At 67.5% G+C, this 16398-nt stretch carries 13 protein-coding genes; 6 read left to right on the forward strand and 7 right to left on the reverse strand.

Going from position 1 to position 16398, the window contains the following annotated elements; translation table 11 throughout:
• The 6 genes from HRUBRA_RS10965 to HRUBRA_RS10990 form a co-directional block, all read right to left on the reverse strand.
• On the reverse strand, positions 1-2135 hold a 2135-nt coding region (locus tag HRUBRA_RS10965; RefSeq protein WP_035517130.1), incomplete at its 3' end, for a xanthine dehydrogenase family protein molybdopterin-binding subunit.
• A complete protein-coding gene (locus HRUBRA_RS10970; RefSeq protein WP_035517131.1) occupies positions 2132-2587 on the reverse strand; it encodes a (2Fe-2S)-binding protein in 456 nt (151 codons plus the stop codon). The genes HRUBRA_RS10965 and HRUBRA_RS10970, both read right to left, overlap by 4 nt.
• Positions 2588-2708: 121 nt before the next feature.
• Positions 2709-3140, reverse strand: coding sequence for a cupin domain-containing protein (locus HRUBRA_RS10975; protein ID WP_035517132.1), 432 nt, complete (start codon positions 3138-3140; stop codon positions 2709-2711).
• A 33-nt stretch (positions 3141-3173) separates the two neighbouring features.
• Entirely contained in the window at positions 3174-4544 is a 1371-nt protein-coding gene (locus tag HRUBRA_RS10980; protein ID WP_035517135.1) for a Na+/H+ antiporter NhaC family protein, read from the reverse strand.
• 3 nt (positions 4545-4547) lie between these two features.
• Complete coding sequence (locus tag HRUBRA_RS10985; protein ID WP_052094725.1) at positions 4548-6413, reverse strand: NAD(P)/FAD-dependent oxidoreductase; 1866 nt, start codon at positions 6411-6413, stop codon at positions 4548-4550.
• A gap of 1 nt (position 6414) precedes the next feature.
• A complete protein-coding gene (locus HRUBRA_RS10990; protein WP_052094727.1) occupies positions 6415-8829 on the reverse strand; it encodes a TonB-dependent receptor in 2415 nt (804 codons plus the stop codon).
• A gap of 345 nt (positions 8830-9174) precedes the next feature.
• Here HRUBRA_RS10990 and HRUBRA_RS10995 point away from each other — a divergent pair, with 345 nt between their 5' ends.
• On the forward strand, positions 9175-10887 hold the full coding sequence (locus HRUBRA_RS10995; protein WP_052094729.1) for an amidohydrolase: 1713 nt from the start codon (positions 9175-9177) through the stop codon (positions 10885-10887).
• A gap of 100 nt (positions 10888-10987) precedes the next feature.
• On the opposite strand, the gene HRUBRA_RS11000 is transcribed toward HRUBRA_RS10995, so the two are convergent.
• Positions 10988-11473, reverse strand: a complete 486-nt coding sequence (locus HRUBRA_RS11000; RefSeq protein ID WP_052094732.1) for a GNAT family N-acetyltransferase — start codon at positions 11471-11473, stop codon at positions 10988-10990.
• Between the two features lie 110 nt (positions 11474-11583).
• Here HRUBRA_RS11000 and HRUBRA_RS11005 point away from each other — a divergent pair, with 110 nt between their 5' ends.
• From HRUBRA_RS11005 to HRUBRA_RS11025, 5 genes are all read left to right on the forward strand, one after another.
• Positions 11584-12945 (forward strand): MFS transporter, encoded by a 1362-nt coding sequence (locus HRUBRA_RS11005; RefSeq protein ID WP_035517138.1) that lies wholly within the window; start codon positions 11584-11586, stop codon positions 12943-12945.
• 144 nt (positions 12946-13089) lie between these two features.
• Positions 13090-13527: an acyl-CoA thioesterase gene (locus HRUBRA_RS11010; protein WP_035517141.1), complete on the forward strand. Its 438-nt coding sequence runs from the start codon at positions 13090-13092 to the stop codon at positions 13525-13527.
• A 65-nt stretch (positions 13528-13592) separates the two neighbouring features.
• Positions 13593-13895, forward strand: a complete 303-nt coding sequence (locus HRUBRA_RS11015; RefSeq protein WP_035517144.1) for an ArsR/SmtB family transcription factor — start codon at positions 13593-13595, stop codon at positions 13893-13895.
• Positions 13896-13933: 38 nt separating this feature from the next.
• Complete coding sequence (locus HRUBRA_RS11020) at positions 13934-15727, forward strand: cation:proton antiporter (protein ID WP_035517146.1); 1794 nt, start codon at positions 13934-13936, stop codon at positions 15725-15727.
• Between the two features lie 13 nt (positions 15728-15740).
• The gene (locus HRUBRA_RS11025) at positions 15741-16358 is read left to right on the forward strand and encodes a fumarylacetoacetate hydrolase family protein (protein WP_035517148.1); all 618 of its coding nucleotides are present in this window, start codon (positions 15741-15743) and stop codon (positions 16356-16358) included.
• Positions 16359-16398 lie beyond the last annotated feature (40 nt).

Here is a 16398-nt window from a genome sequence, read left to right on the forward strand (position 1 = left end):
GGCGCGTCGGAGTCGACGATCTCCACGCTGATGGCCGCCGGTGCCTCCGGCATGCGCGCCACCGGGTAGTCGTCGAAGTTGCCCTGCTCCACCGCACCGTCCTTCACGGTGATAGCGGAGTGCAGCGCGTAGCTCAGGCTGAACACCGACGCTCCCTCCATCTGGTTGCGCACCGAGTCCCGGTTGACCACCGTGCCGGCATCCACGGCGACCCAGGTGCCGGGAATACGCAGGCTGCCGTCGTCGGCGACGGAGACCTCCACCACCTTGGCCACATAGGTGAGGAAACTGCGGTGCACCGCGAGGCCGAGGCCGGATCCGGCGGGGAGCTCCCGGCCCCAGCCCGCCATGGCCGTGGCTCGCCGGAGCACATGCTTGAGGCGTGCGGTGTCGAAGGGGTACTCGGCAAAAGCGGCGCCGTAATTGTTGAACTTCGACCCCTCGGCCTCAAAATCGATGATGCGGTCGGGCCCGATCGCCTCGAGGAGAAAGTCCCGGTGGTCGCGCCCGGCCTTGTGAGCCATCTCCGCCAGGAAAGATTGCAGCGCGAACACGTGATAGATATTGGCCACCGAGCGCATCCAGCCCGTGCGCAGCTGCGCCGGCGCGCGGCCGGTCTCGGCCTGGATGTGGGGGATGGCGAGCGGCGCGTCGGACAGCCCGAGATCGGTCTCGAAGCCCGGCACCTCGGCCCCCGCCTCGAAGGTTGCGTTGATCGTCGGGAAGGTGGAGCGATGTCTGAGGGCCGTAAGCCGGCCTCCGTCGTCGAGGGCCGCTTCCAGGCGCTGCGCGCTGACGGTGTGGAAGAAGCCGTGGCGGATGTCGTCTTCCCGCTGCCACTGCACCCGCACCGGGCGGCCGCTCTTGAAGGCCAGCCAGGCCGCCTCGGCAGAAAAGTCCGGCTTGGACTTGCGCCCGAAGGCACCGCCGAGAAGCGTCACGTGAACTTTCACCTTCTCCGGCGGCAGGTCGAGGAGCCCGGCGATGAGGGTCTGGTCGGCCTGCGGATTCTGGGTCGCGGCCCAGACTTCCATAATCCCGTCCTGGAAGCGGGCCGTCGCCGCCGGCGGCTCCATGGGCGCCTGCGCGAGGTGCGGCACATAATACTCGGCGGCATGGCGCCGCCCGTCCCCGGCTTCGGCCAGCGCCGCCTCGACATCGCCCTTGGAGCGATGCACATCTCCGGGCTCCCGGCAGGCCGCCTCGAGGCGACCGCGGAAGCTGGCCGAGTCGTAGCCGACGTTCGGCGAGTCCGACCAGGCAATCTTCAGCTTCTCGCGGCCCAGCTGCGCCGCCCAGGTATGCTCTGCGAGTACAGCTACCCCGCCCAGGGGCTTGAACATCACCGGGTTGGCGGTGAGCGATGGCATGCGGATCACGTCCACCACACCGGGCACCGCCCGGGCAGCGCTGTCATCAAGGGAGGCGACGTCAGCGAGGACCACCGGCGGCCGGGCGATCATCGCCACCACGGTGCCTGGCAGTCGCACATCAGCGGCGAAGGTCGCACGGCCGCTGAGGATATCCTGCATGTCGACGATGGCCTTGCCCTTGCCGATATAGCGCCAGTCGCTGCGGTCCTTGAGAGGGACCTCCGCCGGCGGCTCGCGGCCGGCCACGGCGTCAACCAGTTCACCATAATCAAGGGAGCGGCCGCTGGTGTCGTGGTAGACGCGGTGCAGCTCCGCGCGGCAGGTCGCCGGATCGACATCCCAGCGCTCGGCGGCAGCATCCCGGAGCATGCGGCGCACGGTAGCGCCCACGAGGCGCAGCCGCTCGAGATTGAAGCGGATGCTCCGGGAGCCGTCCGTGTTCTGGTCGCCATAGCGCTTGTCACCGAGGGCCTGGGCCACGGTGATGCGGTCCCAGTCGGCCTCGAGCTCGTCGGCCACGATCTGTGCCACTGCCGTGCGCGCGTGCTGGCCCATCTCCGAACGATGGCAGGTGATTTCCACGGTGCCGCCCGGCTGAAGGGCGACGAAGAGACGCGCCTCGCTATCGGCGACAGGCGCCTCGGAAGCGATGGCCCCCGGTACGGACCGGCGGCCGAGGAGCGGCACCGCGAAGACAGCCGCGCCGGCCACGGCGGTCGTGCGCAGGAAGCGCCGGCGGGAGAGATCAAAGTAATCGGTCATGACGCAGGCTCCGCCAGGTCGAGGATGGCGGCCTTGATGCGCGGGTAGGTGCCGCAGCGGCAGAGATTGCCGGCCATGGCTCCGTCAATGGCGTCCGTATCCGGGGAGGGGGTCTTCGCCAGCAGCGCCGCCGCCTGCATGATCTGCCCGGGCTGGCAGTAGCCGCACTGCGGCACCTGGTGCTTCGCCCAGGCCTGCTGCACCGGGTGGTCGGCGTTCTCGGCAAGGCCCTCGATGGTGGTCACGGCCTTGCCTTCGGCGGCGGCGACAGAGGTCACACAGCTGCGCACAGCCTCGCCGTCGAGATGCACCGTGCAGGCGCCGCAGAGACCGGCGCCGCAGCCGTATTTGGTGCCGGTCATGCCGGCGATGTCGCGCAGGTACCAGAGCAGCGGCAGGGTTCCGTCGCCCTCGACGCTGTGCGCCTCGCCGTTGACGGTAAACTTGATCATCAACCTCTCCCGGGGTGTTCTTGCGTTATCCAGAGGCACACCTTAGCGCGCCACCGGCCGCGTTGCGACCTGTTAAAGCGGGGACGCCGCTCCCGGAAGGGCGCGCGCAGAGGCGCAGAGCTCAAAGTCCGGAGCCGTCGGCGGAGTAGATCACCCAGATTTTGCGATAACCGTCGGTCTCCCAGATGCCCGTCCACTCCTTCGGGATGGTCACGGCCTCGCCGGCCTCGATCTCTGTCACCGTGCCGTCGCTGGAGGTCAGCGTCACGCCGCCCTCGAGGAAATACATGAACTCGTCGACGCCGTAGGGCTCGTCGATTTCCCAGCGCGAGGGTCCCGCCCGGTACATACCGGAAGCAAACCGGCCATCGCTGGACTGGAGGGAGGTAACATCGAGCACCGTCCCGTTCTCCTTCACCAGCGTATCCGGGCTGTCGAACAGCGCACCGGCCAGGCCATCCCGGCTCATTTCCACCGGGTGTACGGCCTCCTCCGCAGCGAGGGGCAGGGCGGCCGCGAGGGCGGCGGCTAAAAGCGTTCTTGCGTTGATCATGTTTACCTCCAGATGAGGGTCAGTGACGGTGGGTCAGAGATAGCCGATCGCCAGGTAACCCGCGGCAGCTATCGCGGCTGCTACCAGCGCATAGGGCAATTGAGTCAGCGCATGCTGGAGCGGCGTGCAGCCCGTCGCCTGGGCCGTCAGCACCGTGGCGTCCGAGTAGAAGCACGCGTGGCTGCCGAAGGTGCTGGCGGAGAGCGTGGCGCCAATCAGCAACGTCATATCGGCACCGAGGCTGCGGCCCAGGCTCGCCACGATCGGCAGGACGATGACGAACACGCCCCAGTTCGAACCGGTCATGAAAGACACCAGACCCATGCCGAGGAAGATCAATACCGGCAGTGACTCCGCGGACAGCAGCGGCTCAAGGCTGGCGACCACGTAGGCGGGCAAGCCCAGATCGTCATTTACCTCCTTGAGGATAAAAGCCGCCACCAGCACAGCCAGGGGCTCAATCATGATTTTGAAGCCGTCGATGACCGTGTCGAAGGTCTCATCAAGGTCCAGCAGGCGCAGGACAAGCACCGTCAGCACGGTAGCGCCGAGGGCGACATAGATACCCACGAGGAAGTCATTACCCGCCAGCATGGTCGCGGCAACCAGGCCCACCATCGGCGCCACAAAGAGCCAGACCCGGGGCCGCAGGCCGGCCTTGGGCTGAATGGAGCGGTTTGCCGCCTCGATGTGTGCTGCCTCCGGGGGAACCATCTGTCCCTCGTCGACGGCCCGGCGTTCGGCTTCGTGCATGGGCCCCAGGGCCGGCAGCCAGCCCATGATCACCAGAGGCACGACGAGCACGGCAGCCCAGGCGTAGAACATGTAGGGAATGGCGGCGCTATAGGTGGCAAGGCCCTGGCCATCCGCGGCCAGGTCATTGGCGACGATCAGCCCGGCGAAAAACGCCCCCCAGGTGGAATAGGGAATAATCACGCTGATCGGCGCCGCGGTGGAATCGACGACGTAGGCCAGCTTCTCCCGCGAGACCCGGAAGCGGTCCGTGATGTCGCGCATGGCGGCGCCCACAGCGAGGGAGTTCAGGTAATCGTCCACGAACATGGCGATACCGAGGAGCCAGGTGATGAACAGCGCCCGGCGCTGCGTGCCCGCCCGCCGCGCGAGGTAGGTGGTGAAGGCCGCCGTGGAGCCGGTGCGCAGAAGCAGGCCAATGAGCCCGCCCATGAGGCCGCAGACCAGGATAACCCAGGCGACATCGGGATCAGTCAGCACCGTTATGGAGGTCTCGGCCATGGCCGTCACGAAACCCGGGCCATGGAGCATCATCAGGCCGAGAAGCGAGCCGGAGAGCAGGGACTCGATGGGCCGATGCGTCCAAAGCGCGAGACCGAAGACCAGGCCCGTGGGCAGCAGGCAGAGTGCCCCCCAGGCGGTGACCTCCACCGCCTAGCCCAGCTGCTCGCGAGTGGCGCGCCAGGCGGCATCGATGGCGCCATCCACAAAAGCCCAGGCCGACGCGTCGGAGTTGGCAATGGAGATCCGCCCCAGCTGCCGCGCGCCCAGCCGGTGCGGGCCCTGGTCGCGACCGTATTCCGGTGGATCAAAGAGCTCGTTGTACTCGTAGGCGTAGCCGTGCGGCCAGCGGTTCACCGTGAGCCCGGCGAGGTCGCGCTCTGCGTCGAAGCCGGCGCGCCCCAGGGCGCCATCGAGCTGGCGGATAATGCGCTGCTCGAAAGCGTCGAAGGACAACTCGTAAATCGCCCGCCGGCCGATCCGGTGCTGCTCAACGGCGCTGAAGCCCTGGTCCGGGGCGGCGGGGATGTAGCTGCCGTGAAGCACCGTGGGCTGCCCCGGATCATGGGCGAACTCCACGCCACCCATGCTCACGGGAAAATCGAGACCGAAGGCGTGCATGAGGTCCGGCTGCGGCACGCTGATGCTGCGCATGCCGAGCTCGGCGAAGGGCTGCCAGTTGCGCACGGCCATGCTCAGATAGACCAGCGGCACCTTCTCGGCATACGCGATCGCCTCCCGCTGGGCCGGGGGCAGTTCGGGGCAGAGATAGGGCACCATCGCGTTGTAACAGGCGAGCACCACGTGGCTGCCCCGGGCCTTGCGCACCTGACCGTTGTGCATGTAAGAGACATCCACCGCGGCTTCATCAGGCCGATGGCGCACATCCACTGCCGTGCTGGAGAGGCGCAGGCGGCACGCCTGTCCGGCGCGGTCCAGGGCACCATAGTCGGCGCGGGCCAGTACCAGGTCTTCCATGGTGGTGCCGGGGATCGCGCCGGGGATCAGCGCCCGCACGAGGGAGCGAGCCACGCCGGCGTTACCGTCGGGAAAGTGAAAGATGTAGGGCTCGTCGCGCTCGGGCGCGTCCGAGGGGCGCTCCGGCAGCGCCAGGTGTCGCGTCCCGGGCATGCCGAGATCCGCCGCCTGGGCCGCGGACACGGCGTCCCAGCCCACACCCCACCAGCCACGCATCTGATCCCGGAACAGCAGGTAGACAGCCTCGGGCACGCCCGCGGTCCCGAGGAGAAAATCCCGGTAGCTGTTCCGCTTGAGCCAGGGCACCCGCTCCGCGGCGGGCAGGTGGTCCAGGTAATTGCGCTTGCTCCCGAGGAGCTCGAGCAGCGCCGCGCGCGCCTCGTCGCCGAGGGGGTAGTCATCCACTTGCGCACGGTCGAGGCCCTTCTCGGGCGAACGCCAGAGATCCAGCCCCGGTGCCGTCACATCGCGGCCATAGGCCTCGCGGCTGAACCAGATACCCGACTCCAGTCCCCTGCGTTCGCTGAAGGTCTGGTCGAAATAGTCGTAGAAGCGATCCGTGACAATGCCCACATCGCGCAGCAGCTGCGCCGCCTGGGGCGAGTATTTCCCCGGCGTATCGATGGACTGGCTGCCACCGTAGCCGACGAGGAGCTGTCCGTCGACGGTGAACTCGTTGCGCCGGGCGTGGCCGCCGAAGTCGTCGTGGTTGTCGAGGATGAGAATGCGCGCGTCCGGACCCTTCGCCTGGCGCCAGTAAAAGGCGGCGGCGAGGCCGGAAATGCCGCCGCCGACCACCACCAGGTCATAGGGCGCCTCATCCGGCGTGGCCGGTCGGGGAAAGGACTTCCCCTGCCAGGCCAGCGCATGGGCGACGTCAAAGGCGCCGGGGTGACTCCCCCGCAGGCCGGTGAGCGCCGGGGGGTAGGCCCGGGCGGCGGTGCTGGCAAGGAGTTCCGCCGGCGCCAGGGCCCCAGCGGCCGTACCGAGGGCCACGCCGCCGAGAAAATCCCGGCGGCTGATGGTCAGGCGGCGCGGCACGCTACAGGTTCCAGCTGAAACGCACTCCGGCGGTACGCGGACGACTGGGACTGATGTCCGACTGCACGTAGGGCGAACTCGCAGACGACACACCGCCCTCGGAATCGAAGTACTCGTCGTCGAAGAGGTTCTCGACGTAGAGCGCCAGAGACCAGCCCACGGGCGAGCGGTAACCGGCCAGGGCCTGTACCTCCGTGTAGCCGCCGCCCTCCCGGGCGCCGGCGGCGATGGTTTCCGGCGTGAAGGGGACCCAGTCCGCCGGAGCATCGTCTTCCCAGAAGCCCGTCAGGTTGCCGAAGAGCTCGCCGGTGGCAAGAGGAATGGTGCCATCGAGTGTCGCGTAGGCCGTCCACTCGGGAATCCCCGGCAGCGGCGAGCCCTCGCAGGCGCTGCGATCGCCGAGGAATTCCTCGCCGTCTGCGCAGAAGTCCTGCACGCCCTTGCCCTCGCTGTCGAACCAGGAGAAACCGACGCCGAAGCTCCAGTTATCAGTAAAGGCATAGTTCCACACGCCTTCCACGCCCTGACCGTCCACGGTCCCGGTGTTGCAGACGATAACAACCGGCGACCCCGGATCGCTGCAGGTCGCCTGCAGGTCCTCATACTCATAGACAAAGGCGTTGAGCTGAAGCTGGCTGGCGCCGTCAAGGTGTGTACCCTTGTAGCCCACCTCGTAGGAAATCACGGTCTCGGAATCGAAGGATGAAGGCCGGAATTGCCCGGGCACCGCCTCGACGCCGCTGAAGGGCCCGCCGGGGGTGACCGAAAAGCTGTTGAAGCCGCCCTGTTTGTAGCCCGTGGTCACGCTCGCGTAGAGCAGCTGTCCGTCCGTGGGACGCCAGTTGAGCACGGCGCGCCAGGTGGCCTCACTCCAGCTCTGCGTATCCGACACGGGCCCCTCGGGGGTGGTAAAGCCGGTCTGCACCACCTGGCCGAGAATACTCTGGTTGCGGTCCGTGAGAACTTCCTGGGACATTTCCTTCTCGTCGTCGTTGTAGCGCACGCCGATGCTGGCATCGAACTGCTCACTGAAGCGGTACTGGAGATCGACGTAGGCGGCCCAGCCCTGGTACTTGCCGCGGGTGCGGTTCCAGTCGTCGATCAGACCGTTGTTACCACTCGGGCTCCAGTTGTAGGTGCCCCAGTAGTCATTGAGGATGTAGGCATAGGCGCCGCCGTAGTACGTGTTGTAGAACTCGAAGAGATCTGCGCAGGCCTGGCCCCAGTAGACGTTGCAGTAGACATCCTCGTCCTGCTGGCCGAGGAACTCCGTGTCAATCTCCTCCCGGTAGTAGGACGCACCCGCATACCAGCTGAGAGGCCCGTCGGTGTCGGAGGTCAGGCGCAATTCCTGCTCGAAGTATTCACCGTCCTGGATCTGTTCGTAGTTGAAAATGGTAAGCGCCGTGGCGTCGAAATCCTCGGTGTAGTGGTAGTCGTGCTCCTTGTAGCCGGTGAGCGAGGTGAGCGTCGCCCAGCCGAGGTCATAGTTCACCTCGAAGCCGACCTGGAAGATTTCGCCGTTGTCGATGAGCCCGTTCCGGGGCTCGTCGATGCGCACATCCCGGGAATCACCCGGGACCGGGATCTCACCGTAGATGCTCTCGAGGAAAGCATAGGCCGGGCCGTTGCCCGTGGCCCGGTAGATCGTGCCGGACTGCTCCCGGTCCTCGTACTCAAGGTACATCGTCGCATTCAGCGCGCCGCCGGCATCGTAGACGCCGGTCAGCCGGAAAGCTGTCTTCTCGTGCTCGATATGCTCGTTGCCGGTGACCACGTTGTCCACGTAACCGTCTTCGCGCGAGTGCAGGCCCGCAACACGCACGGTAACGGCGTCGCCGAGGTCGAAGTTGGTGCCACCCTCGGCCCGGAAGATACCCCGCTCACCGGCGCGCAGATCCACGTAGCTGTCGCTGTCGCCGCGCACAGGCTTGCGCGTAAGGATGTTGAGGGCGCCGGCAATGGAGTTGCGGCCGAAGAGAAAACCCTGGGGCCCGCGAAGGATCTCGGAGCGCTCGAGGTCGAAGACACTGGTAACCGCGGCGCCGTTGCGGCCCTGATAGAAGCCGTTCTTGTAAACCCCCAGGGACGGATCGCCGCCGTTACCGAAGTCGTTGGTGGAGATGCCGCGGACGGCAATTGTATCCAGGAAGCTGTCCTTGGAGTTGCCGGTGACGCCAGGCGTGAAGGCGACGAGATCCTTGATGTCGTCCGTATTCACGGTGCGCAGGAAATCGCCGGAAAGGGCCTGCACCGCGAGCGGCACATCCATGACGGACTCGGCCCGCTTGGTCGCGGTAACGATCACTTCTTCCAGCTGCTGAGCGCTGCTGGCGCCGGAGAACAGTGCTGCGGAGACAGCCAGGCTGAGGCCCCGGCGCGCGCTGAACGGAACAAAACGGTGACCCTTGCTCATGGCTACCCTCTCTTGTGTGTAAGCCCTGTGCGTAGCATAACGGCGGGAACCGTTACCTGTCGCGATGAACTCTGCGTTATCTTGCGGGTGCTTTGTTACCGATCTTTCCCGGGCCTGTTCGCCGCGCCCTGCGACGCTCCGGCCCTCGTCCTGACCCGTGGCTACATGCTGCGAGCGAACGACCGTCGGTATTTTTTCTGAGGCTACGCAAAACCCGCGGAGCCGGCAAGCCGCAGCGCCGCCTCGCAGCCACCCCCGGGAAGGCAGGCGCCATCGGCCCCGAGGCAGGCGGACGCTATACTTCAGGATTGCCCGGCAGGAACCACGAGACAGGAGAGCCACAGCATGCGCAGCATTCCCGGCAGCTTTACCGTCACCCTGGCCCTCATCCTGGCCAGCGGTCAGGCCGCCGCCCTCGAGATCGCCGATCGTGTGCTCCGCGGCGGCAAGGTCTATACGCTCAATGCCGAGGCCCCCTGGGCCGAGGCCGTTGCTATCCGCGGCGACCGCATTCTTTATGTGGGGGACGATAGCGGCGTCGTCGCGTTCACAGGCCCGGCAACGCGGACCGTGGACCTCGACGGCCGGCTGGTGCTTCCCGGTTTCATCGACAGCCATAGCCACATCGGCAGCACCCTGCCCTACCTGGAAGCCGTCAGCCTGTCACCGGACATGGCGCCGGCGGAGCTGATCAGCGCCATCCGCGGCTACGCCGAAGCCAATCCGGACCTCGACCCGGTACTGGGCTTCGGTTTCCTGGGTGCCGCCTTCGGCCCGCGGGGACCCACCGCCGAGGATCTGGACCGCGCGGTCGCAGATCGGCCCGCCATCATCATCGACGAGGGCGGCCACTCGGCCTGGGTCAACACGGCCGCCATGGAGAAAGTAGGGCTCAATGCCGACAGCAAGGACCCGATCCCCGGCGCGCACTACTACAAGCGCCACCCGGACGGGCGCCCGACCGGCTGGCTCATTGAGGGCGAGGCCTTCGGCTGGGTCAGCGACGCCCTGGGGGTCGCGTCCGACGAGGCCCTGGCCCGGGCGGCGGAGCAGTTCCTGCCGACGCTGTCGGCCATGGGCATCACCGCCGCCTTCGACGCGGGCATGATCGAGGGCGACGGCCGCCTCTTCGACTTCGTCGGCAGCCTCGCCGCCGACGACCGCATACCCCTGCGCATCGTTGGCTCCCACTACGTCAACAGCCCGCGACAGCTACCCACGGCCCTGGCGGATCTGGCGGCGCTGCAGGCGCGCTTCCACGGTGAGTTCTTCGACGTCCGCGTGCTCAAGCTGTCCCTGGACGGCACCGTGGAGGCCCAGACGGCCTATACGCTGGAGCCCTACCGGGAGCCGCCGGGACACCGCGCCGAACCACTCATTCCTCTCGGGGCAACCAGCACCGTGGCCACAGAGGCGGCCGGGCGCGGCATCGACCTGCACATGCACGCCATCGGTGATGGCGCCGTGCGCATGGCCCTGGACATGGTGGCCATGGCCCGGAAAGCGCACCCGCAGACAACCAGCCGCTTCACCATTTGTCACGCGCAGGTGGTGAACCCGGCCGATGTGCCCCGCTTCGGCGAGCTCGGGGTCATCGTGCAGTCCACCCCGACCTGGTACGCCTATGACGATATTGCCCTGGCCTATCTCGGCGAGGAGCGGCTCAACCATCTCTACCCGCTGCGCTCCATTGCCGCCGGCGGCGCAAAGGTGACCCTGGGCAGCGATTACCCGGCGAGCTGGATCGGCCTGAACGGCCTCGACCCGCTCTACAACATCGAGATGGCCATCACCCGCCAGCCCGCCGGCGACGCGGACTACCCGGTGCAGCCCCCGGAAGACGAACGCATCACCCTGGCACAGGCCATTCGCGCTTACACCCTCGATGCAGCCTGGCAACTGCGGCTGGAGGACGAGATCGGCTCCATTGAGCCCGGCAAGCAGGCGGACCTGGTGGTGCTGGACAGGAACCTCTTCGACCTCGACCCCTACGCCCTTCACAAGGCAGAGGTGGTGATGACCCTCGTCGACGGCCAGGTGGTCTACCGAGCCCCCTGAGGGGCGGCTCATAGCAAGGGCATGACCCCGCAGACGGCGACCAGCGACCGGGCGCGCCGACGGTGAGCAGGAGGCGAGGGCTGCATGCCATGGCAGGACCTCAATGCTGGAAACAGGGGTTGCGGAAGGGCCATTGGCTCGCGAGCCAATCACGCAGAGCGCGGCCGAGCTCGTCCTCGAGGCCCGTGTCGAGTTCACTCGTGCGCACCCAGTAGCGCACCACCGCGTCGTGGCCGGGGAGTGCGGTCGGTTCCAGGTAGACGCAGCCCAGCACGCGGCTCTCGTTCGGCGCCACCAGCGTGTAGGCGAAGGAGCCGCGGCGCTGGAACTCCTTCTCGTGCCAGCCCAGATCGACCAGGTTCTGGCGCCGGGTCAAACCCGTGGGCCAGCCCGGGCCGAAACGCGCAAGGAGGTGCGCCTCGCTGCTGCTGACCGCCTCATAGTCGAGGTCCACATCTTCGACGGTAAGCCTGCGCAGGCGCCAGCCCGGCCCCTCGAGGCTTTCCGGCACCGGGAAAGTTTCCGCCACGAAAGCGTCCGTGAGGCCGGAGGCCTTCGCTACTGGCTGTACCCTGCTGTCGGTCACGGTTATCGTCCCTCTGTCGCCCTCGCCCAGTTTACCCTCGCGCCGCGGCCACTGCCTGCGCGAGCGACAAGCTGAACGTCCTTTTTGACCTCGCGTGCGTAAAGAGAGCCATGACTGCACAAGACCCTGCCAGCCCGCCTCGCCTCGGGCTCCTAGCGGCCTACGGTTCCCTGGCCTTTCCCCTTGCGGCGGGCTTTATCGCCCTGCAGGTGATCGTACCGACCTACTATGCCCAGGTACTGGGCCTCAGCCTCAGCGCCGTCGGCGGCATCCTGCTGGTCGCCCGGCTCTGGGACCTGGTCACGGACCCGCTTGTCGGCTTCCTCTCAGACCGCACCCCGGCCCGCTTCGGCCGGCGCCGGCTATGGATCGGCGCGAGCGCGCCGCTGTTGGCCATCGCCGCCTGGTATCTGTTCAACCCGGCCCCGGGGGTCGGCAACGGCTACCTGTTCTGGGGCGCCATCGCCATCTACATTGCCGGCACCTTCGCCGTGGTCCCCATGAACGCCTGGGGCGCCGAACTCAGCGCCGACTACCATCAGCGGGCCCGCATCACCGGGGCCCGCACACTCTTCGGCCTCCTCGGCACCCTCGCCGGCCTGCTGCTCATCGACAACACGGATAACGATACGCTGGGTGCCTCGCTGCGAGCCATCGCCCTGCTGCTCATCATCGGCCTCGCCCTCGCCGTGCCCTGGGCCCTCTGGCGGGTGCCGGATCGGGCGGTGGTGACCGGCGGCGGCAACAATCTGCGCGGCGCCTGGGCACTGCTGCGGCAGCGTTCGCCCTTCCGGCGTCTGCTGCTGGCCTTCCTGGTTAACGGTACGGCCAACGCTATCCCGGCGACGCTGTTCCTGCTCTACGTTACCCAGGTCCTCGAGCGGCCGGGGCTCGCCGGTCCGGTGCTGTTCCTGTACTTCGCGGCCAGTGCGCTGTCCATCCCGGCCTGGGTCGCCCTTGCCCGGCGCATCGGCAAGCACCAGGCCTGGTGCGTGGCGGTTGTCGGGTCCTGTCTGTTTTTTGCAGGCGCACCCTTCCTCGGCCCCGGGGACACGGCCTGGTACGTGGCCATCGTGGCGGGCACGGGACTCATGGTCGGCGCCGACCTGTCTCTGCCCAGCGCCATCAACGGTGATCTCATCGAGTGGGATGAATGGGAAAACGGTCAGCGGCGCCCGGGGCTGTTCTTCGCCCTCTGGGGCACCGCCTCGAAGCTCGCCTTCGCCCTGGCCGTAGGCACGATCTTCCCGCTTCTGGATCTGGTCGGCTTCTCGGCCCAGGGCGGAAACACGGATCAGGCCGTGCGCCTCCTCGCCGTACTCTACGCCGGGCCGAGCATCGCGCTCAAGCTGGTAGCTGTCGCCATGATGGCGCGCTTCCCCATCAATGAGGCGGTCCACAGCGACCTGCGCCGGCGCCTCGAGGCGCGCCGCGCCGGGGAGTCCGCCGGGGATGCAGCGCCGGCCCGCTGAGGACCTTGACGGGCCCGTCGGCGCGGGACGCGCCTGCCGCGGGGCAGCGCCGTCCGCCCCCTGGGGGCAGTGTCTCGCCGCGATGGGGCTGGACAGCCGCCCGGCGACAGGAAAGACTGCCAGCCTCAGCAAACGGAGGACACCATGGGCGACAGGGCGCCGGCACACCGGGAATTCTTCAAGGTCCGCTACCGCGACACGGACGCTCAGGGGCACCTTTACTTCGCCAACTACCTGGTTTATGCCGACGAGGCGGCGGGGGCTTATATGTCGTCCCTGGGCTTCGACTGGAGCGACCCGGCGGCGACGCCCTGCATGGTGTTCACAGTAAACATCAACATCGACTACCTCAACGAGTGCAGGATCGAGGACCGGGTGCGCGTGGAGGTCGGCTACGGCGAGCTCGGCAACGCCAGTGCCCGGCTGGACTTCACGCTGTTCAACGACGCCTGCGGTACCGCCCTTGCCCGCGGTCAGCTGCGCCAGGTCTTCGTGGACCGGGAGACGCGGCGCTCCACGCCCATCCCGAAAGCGCTGCGCGAGGCCATCCTTGTGCACGAGCCGCTGCTGCCCCGGGAGTAAGCGAGCCCTTGCGAACTGCCGCCGGCGAGGCTAACGTGCCCGCGAGCGCCGCGTGAGACAAATTGATGGACCTGGATAAGATGCGCGCCTCCGCCCTGGAGGTCACGGAATTGCTGAAGCTGCTCGGGCACCGGGACAGGCTCCTGGTGCTCTGCGAGCTGAAGACCGGCGAGGCATCCGTCGGCGATCTCGCCCAACGTCTCGGCATCAAGCAATCGCCCCTGTCGCAGCACCTGGCCCGCATGCGCCACTACGGCATCGTCACGGCGCGCCGGGAGGCGCAATCCGTGTACTACCGGATCAGCGACGGCAAGGTGGCCGAGGTCGTCAGCCTCCTCTACAAGCTGTACTGTAGCGACGACGACTGACGCCGCCCCACGGGCGGTCTACTGCCCGGGGGACGCCTATGGACAACCACCTGCTGTACATCCTCGCCGCCGTACTCGTCCTCGGCGTCGGCGCGCAGTGGCTGTCCTGGCGCCTGAAGCAGCCGTCGATCCTGGCCCTGCTCATACTGGGTATCGTTGCCGGCCCGGTGACCGGGCTGCTGCGGCCGGACGAGCAGTTCGGCGACCTGCTCTTTCCCTTCGTCTCCCTGGGCGTCGCCCTCGTGCTCTTCGAGGGCGGTCTGACCCTGCGCTTCCGCGACCTCCGGGGCCATGGCCGCACGGTGACCCATCTGGTGAGCTGGGGCGCGCTGCTGAACTGGCTGCTCATCGCAGGCGGCTGCCTGCTCTTTGCCGGTTTTGCGCCGCACCTGGCTCTGCTTTTTGCCGCACTGATGGTGGTGACCGGGCCGACGGTGATCAACCCGCTCCTGCGGACCATGCGCGCCCGGGCCGATGTGAGCCAGGTGCTGCGCTGGGAGGGCATCCTTATCGACCCGGTCGGCGCCCTGCTCGCGGTGCTGGTATTCCAGTACCTCGTAGCCGGCAGCGAATCCTGGGTGATCTTCGTCAAAAGCATCGCCGTGGGGCTCGCGGTAGGCCTCGCCGGGGCTTTCAGCCTTGGCTTCGTGCTGCGCCGGCACTGGGTCCCCGAGTACCTCGCCAACGTGGTCACCCTGGCCTGGGTGGTGCTGGTCTTCGCCGTCAGCGACTTTGCCGCCCACGAGTCCGGCCTGCTCGCGGTGACGGTCATGGGGGTGCTCCTGGGCAACATGAAAGAAGTGGCCGTGGGCGAGATTTTGAGCTTCAAGGAGAGCCTGTCGATCCTGATCATCTCGGTGCTGTTCATCGTTCTTGGCGCCCGGGTGGACCCCATGGACATTCTCGCCACCGGCTGGAGCGGGGTCGCCGTGCTGCTCGTGGTACTGCTGACCCGACCGGTGGTGGTCTGGGCCTGCACCCTGGGCGCCGGCTACAGCTGGCAGCAGCGCGCGCTCCTGGCCTGGGTGGCGCCCCGGGGCATCGTCGCGGCGGCAGTCTCGAGCCTGTTCGCGCTGCGCCTGGCGGAGGTCGGCTACCCGGATGCAGTGCAGCTCGTCCCCTACACCTTCCTGGTGATCATCGCCACGGTGGTCCTGCAGAGCGTCACCGCCCGGCCCGTCACCCGGGCCCTGGGCCTGGCCGAGGCCGAGCCGAATGGCATGCTCATTGTCGGCGCCAACCCCGTAGCCCGGGCCGTGGGCGACGTGTTGCGGCGCCAGGGCTTCCGGGTCAAGCTGGCTGACACCTCCTACGAGGAGGTGCGGGCCGCGCGCATGGCCGGCCTCGAAACCTACCTTGGCGACCCGATCTCCTCGCACGCAGACCAGTATCTGGAGCTGGTCGGTATCGGCCGGCTGTTCGCCATGTCGCGCCGCTCGCGCTGGAACACGCTGGCCTGCATGAAGTACCGCGGCGAGTTCGGGCCGAACCGGGTGTTCAGCCTGCGCACCGCCGAGGATCGGGATGCCAGCGATCGCGAGCGGCTCCCAGAGGACTACCAGGTGCCGCGCATGTTCAACGAGGACCTCTCCTACGAAAAGTTCGCCAGCCTGCTTGCCCAGGGCGCGGAGCTGAAGGTCGTCAACCTGACCGAGTCCTTCGACCTGGACAACTGGAAACAGACCACCGGCAACCGGCTGATCCCGCTCTTCTCCCTTGGCGAGGAGAAGAAGCTCCGCGTGTTCACCCAGGACGAGGCGCCGCCCCTGGATCCGGGCAGCAGGCTGATCGCCCTGGTCTGGGGCGGCGGAGAGCGACCCGGGCCGGGATGAACAGGAGAGAGTCATGAAAAGCATCGACGTCGACGGCCGTGCCGTCATCCCGTCCAAGATTCTCTGTGTCGGGCGCAACTATGTTCGTCATATCGAGGAGCTGGGCAACGAGATCCCGGACCAGATGGTGGTTTTTGCCAAGCCCAACTCGGCGATCGGTGACCGGCTCCAGGCGACCCGGGAGGGGGAAACGCTCCACTACGAGGGCGAGCTCGCCCTGCTCGTGGAGGGCGGTCGCTATACGGCGGCGGCCTTCGGCCTTGATCTCACCCGCCGCGACCTACAGGGTGAGCTCAAGGGCAAGGGCCTGCCCTGGGAGCGGGCCAAGGCCTTCGACGGCGCCGCGCTGTTCAGCCCCTTTGCACCGCTCGCGGGGCCGGTCACGGCCCTTTCTCTGACCCTCACGGTCGACAGCGAGGAGCGCCAGGCCGGTAGCGTCGGGCTCATGATGTACAAACCGGCGTTCATCCTTGAAGAGCTCTCCCGGGTGTTCACCCTCGAGGACGGAGACATCGTGATAACCGGCACTCCGGCGGGGGTCGGCCCCGTCGAGCCGGGGGCGATCTTCACGGGCACGGTGTTCGCGGGCGACCGCCCCCTGACCAGCGCTCGCTGGACCGCGGACCCCTAGGGCCACCGCCGGCCGGGCGCCGGGGATTGTCTCCCTGCGG

The organism is Pseudohaliea rubra DSM 19751, assembly GCF_000764025.1.
Lineage (GTDB): Bacteria > Pseudomonadota > Gammaproteobacteria > Pseudomonadales > Halieaceae > Pseudohaliea > Pseudohaliea rubra.